The organism is Candidatus Cyanaurora vandensis, assembly GCF_013285555.1.
In the GTDB taxonomy this organism is placed as follows: Bacteria; Cyanobacteriota; Cyanobacteriia; order Gloeobacterales; family Anthocerotibacteraceae; genus Cyanaurora; species Cyanaurora vandensis.
The window spans coordinates 1-5,429 of the sequence record NZ_JAAXLT010000206.1; the positions used below are offsets into that span (position 1 = coordinate 1).

Annotated in this window: 7 protein-coding genes; 5 read left to right on the forward strand and 2 right to left on the reverse strand. The window is 52.7% G+C overall.

Annotated features, from left to right (window positions below; all coding sequences use genetic code 11):
- Nucleotides 1-626: 626 nt before the first annotated feature.
- The 4 genes from chlG to HFM78_RS14555 all read left to right on the forward strand — a co-directional run bounded on the left by chlG (nucleotide 627) and on the right by HFM78_RS14555 (nucleotide 3,978).
- Entirely contained in the window at nucleotides 627-1,586 is a 960-nt protein-coding gene (chlG, locus tag HFM78_RS14540) for a chlorophyll synthase ChlG (RefSeq protein WP_287130174.1), read from the forward strand.
- Nucleotides 1,583-1,975, forward strand: coding sequence for a hypothetical protein (locus HFM78_RS14545; RefSeq protein ID WP_287130175.1), 393 nt, complete (start codon nucleotides 1,583-1,585; stop codon nucleotides 1,973-1,975). Before chlG ends, HFM78_RS14545 begins: the two co-directional genes overlap by 4 nt.
- Nucleotides 1,975-2,817, forward strand: coding sequence for a carboxylating nicotinate-nucleotide diphosphorylase (gene nadC, locus HFM78_RS14550; protein ID WP_287130176.1), 843 nt, complete (start codon nucleotides 1,975-1,977; stop codon nucleotides 2,815-2,817). The genes HFM78_RS14545 and nadC overlap by 1 nt, the downstream gene beginning before the upstream one ends.
- A 72-nt stretch (nucleotides 2,818-2,889) precedes the next feature.
- Nucleotides 2,890-3,978 carry a site-2 protease family protein gene (locus tag HFM78_RS14555; RefSeq protein ID WP_287130177.1) on the forward strand — a complete coding sequence of 363 codons (1,089 nt, stop codon included), beginning with the start codon at nucleotides 2,890-2,892 and terminating at the stop codon, nucleotides 3,976-3,978.
- 54 nt (nucleotides 3,979-4,032) lie between these two features.
- On the opposite strand, the gene HFM78_RS14560 is transcribed toward HFM78_RS14555, so the two are convergent.
- The gene (locus tag HFM78_RS14560) at nucleotides 4,033-4,218 is read right to left on the reverse strand and encodes a hypothetical protein (RefSeq protein WP_287130178.1); all 186 of its coding nucleotides are present in this window, start codon (nucleotides 4,216-4,218) and stop codon (nucleotides 4,033-4,035) included.
- Between the two features lie 34 nt (nucleotides 4,219-4,252).
- Entirely contained in the window at nucleotides 4,253-4,618 is a 366-nt protein-coding gene (locus HFM78_RS16405; RefSeq protein ID WP_396035076.1) for a zinc ribbon domain-containing protein, read from the reverse strand.
- Nucleotides 4,619-4,691: 73 nt separating this feature from the next.
- Here HFM78_RS16405 and HFM78_RS14565 point away from each other — a divergent pair, with 73 nt between their 5' ends.
- Nucleotides 4,692-5,261: a hypothetical protein gene (locus tag HFM78_RS14565; protein ID WP_287130179.1), complete on the forward strand. Its 570-nt coding sequence runs from the start codon at nucleotides 4,692-4,694 to the stop codon at nucleotides 5,259-5,261.
- Nucleotides 5,262-5,429: the final 168 nt, after the last annotated feature.

Here is a 5,429-nt window from a genome sequence, read left to right on the forward strand (position 1 = left end):
AATATCGGTGAAGAACTCCTGTTCGAGGAAAACCAGGGAGTCGGGTTGCAGACAAGCCAGGATTTCGGGGAAGAAGAGGTCGAGGAAGTCCAGAAAGAAGGTGGACAGCAGTCGTTTGAAGAGTTGGTCGTGGTCCATATGCATGGTGCTGATTGTAAGGGTAGGGGAGCGAGAATAATACCCTCTACTGCCTTGGTCCCCCGCTTGCCTGTGCCCGTCAGGGTACGGGGCGGAGGGGCCTTCTACAATTCACCGTCTACAATACCAAACCCGCCATCACACAAGTCCGGCGGGTTTTTTAGTGAGCTTTAGGCATGGGCTTCAAGCAAAAAGCACGGAGTCCTGAGCAAATAGGTTGGAGTTTCGAGTAAAAAGCACGGAGCAAGCCAAAGGCAAGTTAGAAGCTGTGTCGGCCCACATACCCGTGCCTTTGCGAGAACGAAATCGTGGCAATTCTAGATCTGACCCCACGACAGGTCCAGTCGGTTAGCCCGAGTACCTTAACCTTGTCATAGAACGAATAGACCACACTGCTAACAAGCGGACTAAGCATCACCCACAACGCAAAACTCTGGTATTTAGGCCCTGAGAATGGCAAGATATGGGGATCAGAGTGCGGTAGCAGTATGACGAGTTCCTCAGAAAACCAACGGCGGACCCGCCAATTGTTAGGGATGCGCGGGGCCGACACCAAAGCCCGGTCCCTCCTCGCCCTCCGGGTACAACTGATGAAGCCCGTCACCTGGATTCCTCTGATGTGGGGCGTTCTGTGCGGGGCTGCCTCTGGGGGTTTCACTTGGTCCGTGGGCAATGTCCTTTTGGTCATCACTGCCATGGTCATGTCCGGTCCCCTCTTGGCGGGCTATACCCAGACGGTCAATGATTATTACGACCGCGAAATAGACGCTATCAATGAACCTTACCGCCCCATTCCCTCCGGGGCCATCAGCCTCTTCCAAGTCAAGGAACAGATCCTCCTCCTGCTTGGGCTAGGACTTGCCACCGCCTATACCCTTGACCGGCTCGTGGGTCACAGCTTCCCGACTATTTTTGTCCTCGCCGCCGGGGGTACCATCCTGGCCTACATCTATTCCGCGCCTCCGCTCAAACTCAAACAGAATGGTTGGTTGGGCAACTACGCCCTGGGAGCTTCCTATATTGCGCTGCCCTGGTGGTGTGGTCATGCCCTCTTCGGTACCCTGACCCCGACGATTGTTATTTTGACCCTGTTCTATAGTTTTGCTGGGCTAGGAATTGCGATTGTCAACGATTTTAAGAGTGTAGAAGGCGACCAAGCCTTGGGCCTGAAGTCCCTGCCGGTGATGTTTGGCATTCCCAAGGCGGCTTGGATCTGTGTCTTGATGATTGATGTCTTTCAGGTGGGCGTGTTGGTCTACCTGATTGCCACCGGGAAATTCTACTGGTACGGGGCCATCCTCCTGGCCTTGATCCTGCCCCAGATGTACTTTCAAAAAGCTCTCCTCGCTGACCCCCTCAAAAATGACGTGCGCTACCAAGCCAGTGCCCAGCCTTTTCTGGTTCTAGGGATGCTCGTGACTGGGCTGGCCCTGGGTGCCGGGGTATGAAACGTAGTTTACTTTTGGCACTCCTGGTGGCCTTGCCCGTCAGTGCCAAACCTGTCCCGATTTATCTCATCCGCGCCCGTGATGTGGGTAGTACCGACCTCGCCCGGACCATCCTCTACGTGCGCGTCCCTGACCAAGCCACCGACCGCGAAATTGCTCAAGCTACTGCGAACTACGCCGCCCAACAAGCCAAAGCCCGTCAAGTTGATGAAATCACGGTCTGGATTGACCTTGCCGCCGCCACCGATTGCGAGAAACTAGCCGGGAAACCCTATCTCACTTACAGTTACCCCGCCAAAACTCTCAAACCCGGTTTCTCCTCGCGCCCGGAATACCTCAAAACAATTGCCAGCCTCCGGGCCAAGGGCAGTTGTAAGCCCCTCTACTAATGTTGCCGCCTTGGTTAGTCCTGGACCCGCTGCTATTGGCGTGGTTGCGCGAGGAGTGGGGACGGGGGGACCTGACGACCTTGGGGCTGTTTGGGGGAGAGACGCCCCTAGCCCGTGCCCAAGTCTTACTGAAGGAACCGGGGGTAATCTGTGGTCTGTCGGTGCTAGCGCGGGTTTTTACCCTGACGACTGCGGATATTCAGTTCACGCCGCTAGTGGCAGAAGGGACCTACTGTGCAGACCGCACGGCAATTGCCCGACTCCAGGGACCCGCTCCGGCCCTCCTGATGGCAGAGCGTGTTGCTTTGAACCTGACCCAACGCCTGAGCGGGATCGCTACCCTGACGCGCACCTATGTAGAGGCCTTACAAGGCACGACTGCTCGCCTTACCGATACCCGCAAGACCACACCGGGTCTACGCATCTTAGAGAAATACGCCACCCGGATCGGCGGGGCCACGAACCACCGTTTGGGCTTAGATGACGCGGTTCTGCTCAAGGACAATCACATCCAAGCCGCCGGTAGTATTCATCTAGCCCTCCAACGCATCCGTCCCCGCCTCCCCCACTTGATTGCCGTTGAGGTGGAATGTGAGACCCTCGCCCAAGTTGAGGAAGCTCTGGCATGTGGAGTGGACATGATTTTGCTCGACAACATGCAGGTTGACCAATTACGAGCAGCGGTCCAGTTCGTCGCTGGTCGCGTCCCCCTTGAAGCCTCCGGCAATGTCACCCTCGCCAATATCGCCGCCGTGGCCCAGACTGGGGTTGATTTCATCGCCACTAGTGCCCCGATTACCCGAGCGCGATGGTTGGATATTAGCTTGGACTTCCTGAGCTAGCGGTAATCCTCAGGCAGATTGCTGCACTAAAAATTAGTGCTAGAATTGAGGAAGTCGTTACAAAGGTACGACATGAAACGTGGCTTCCAGATTGGTACCCTATTCGGCATTCCGTTCTACCTCGACTTCAGTTGGGTAGCGGTTGCTGTGTTGATGACCATCTCCTACACCTTGCTCTTTGCGACGGAGTTGGGTTGGTTGATGGGGCTTACTCTGGGGTTATTGAGTGTAGTGGTGATCTTCGGCTCGGTCTTGGCCCATGAACTGGGGCATTCTCTAGTCGCCCAGCGGTTCGGGATTGAGGTCAAGTCTATTTCCCTGTTCCTTTTGGGCGGGATGGCGGCTTTTGACAAAGAACCAGCTAAACCCTGGCAGGGGTTTGTGACGGCAGCAGCGGGACCCCTCGTGAGTGTGGCCCTCTACTTCGTTTTTGGTCTGTTGGGTCAAACCGTGCCTCAGGACTCGGTGTTGAGTGGGTTCTTTAGTCTTGCTCAGAATACAAACTTGATGCTGGCCCTGTTTAACCTCCTCCCTGGTCTGCCCCTCGATGGCGGTCAGATGCTCAAGGCCCTAGTCTGGGGCGTGACCAAGGATTTCAACAAAGGGGTCCAGGTTGCGGCGGTGACCGGGCAGATTATCGGTTGGGCCTTGGTTGCCCTCGGTGGCTGGGTCGTCGGGGTCTCCGGCAACTTTAACGGGCTTTTCTTGGCCCTGCTGGGTTGGTTTATCCAGTCCTCAGCCCGCACGAACGTCCAAGTACAGAGCTTGAATCAACGTCTCGAAAAGCTGACTGTAGCCGATTCTCTGCAAATCAACGGTACGGTTTCGGGTAATCTGCCCTTCAGCACCTACCACGAGACCGCCAAGGGCGACCTGAGTGTGCAACATCTCGTCTTGTGGCAGGACGAAGTGGTAGGGATCATCTCGCCTAACGACGGGGCTAACCTCCTCCCGAACCTGTGGGGTTACTACCAAGTCCGCCAACTGATGACCCCGGTGGATAGCCAATTACCCAGTGTCGGGATCGATATCCCACTCTCCCAAGTCGTGGGCCGCTTCGACGAACAGACGCCCAAACTAATGGTCCGTTCTCTGGAGGGCCGGATTGTGGGGATTATCTCTCCTGAAACCATCCGCCGGACCTTGACAACCGCAGCGTAGTCCTGTTGCGCTTTTCTCTTATAAAAACCGGGGGTCCTGCTCCCGGCTTTTTGCTTAGGGATTGAAGTACCGATAAAAATTTAATAAGAGATGGTGGACGACTAGGAACGCACCGATGGCTACCCCGACCAGAGAAGCAGCAAACAAGAACGAACCGTCTTTTTTTTCATAACTCAGTTCGAGTAGGTGCAAGAGCCACCAACTCAACAGTAGGACGAGGACTAGGGAGAGAACCAACATATCTCAATATTAACCAGTGTTAAGGAATTATGAACTACCCCACCGCATAGGCGGATGGGGTTTCTAAATCCCCATCTACCTTGCCTTGAGATTTTTGACGCTTCTTCGCCCCAAGTTGCCTCATGCTTCCGCAATTGGTAGAGCTTGGCGACTCTGCGCCTGAGAGGACAGTTCCTGCCCTCTTTACCCAAATCAAATTGACTTGAGCAGCATTTACATCTCTGTCTTGGGTATGACCGCACTTCGGGTTAGAGCAGATATGCACTCTATCCTTGAGCGTTTTAGGCGTGACTTCCCAGCATTTGGCACAACGCTGAGACGGTTTGAGCTGACGAGTTGGAGACTTCACATAGAAGCCCCCTGCCTCAGCCAACTTGTACTCAAGCATTTTGCTAATCATGCTAAAACCCACAAGGGTTGAAAGTTAAGAAATAAGACTGAAAAGCCAGTCCAAAGTTTTTTATACTTTAGACTTGCAGCAACCAATCAAAAACAAACTCATGCTAGAAAGTTTACCCAAAGCTCTCAAAGAAATCCTTTCTGATTTGTGCGATACGGACTACCCCGGGCTAAACACTCGCCTTTTCTTCGGGTGTTGGCTTGCTTTTGCCATGGATAAAAGTCTAATAAGTATGCGGGATTTATTTAAACGCCTGAATAATACGGGGATTGATGTGGACATAAGCACATTCTCAAAAGCTTCAAAGGTTAGAAACAAATCTGTATTCATCAAAGTCTATGGAAAGCTCTTGTCAAAGATTAATCATAATTCAGCCAAGAAGAACTTTGAAATTTGTCCCATAGATTCCACCACGATTACGCTAACCAGCACATTACTTTGGGCCTCGGGCTATTATCAAGTGAAATTGTTCTCCTACTTGAATTCTCTAAGTGGAGAGACCCTTGACAGCTTGGTTAGTTTTGGTGATGGATATGACGCCCAGAAAATAGATGAAATGACAGAAGCTATTCCCACAAATGCAGTCGGCGTAATGGCTCGGGGGTTTGCTAGCCTCAGCTACCTTAAGCTCATGACCATGTAGAAAGAAGAGGATAAAAAGTATTATGTATTACGTATAAACATGAATTATAAGCTTGAGTATGGAGAGGGGAACCTGATAAAAGTAGGGGGAGGAAAGGATTCTGGTTGGTATAGAGTCGTTAATTTTTGCGATATCCAGACTAGGAGTGAGTATCGCTTGGTCACGAAT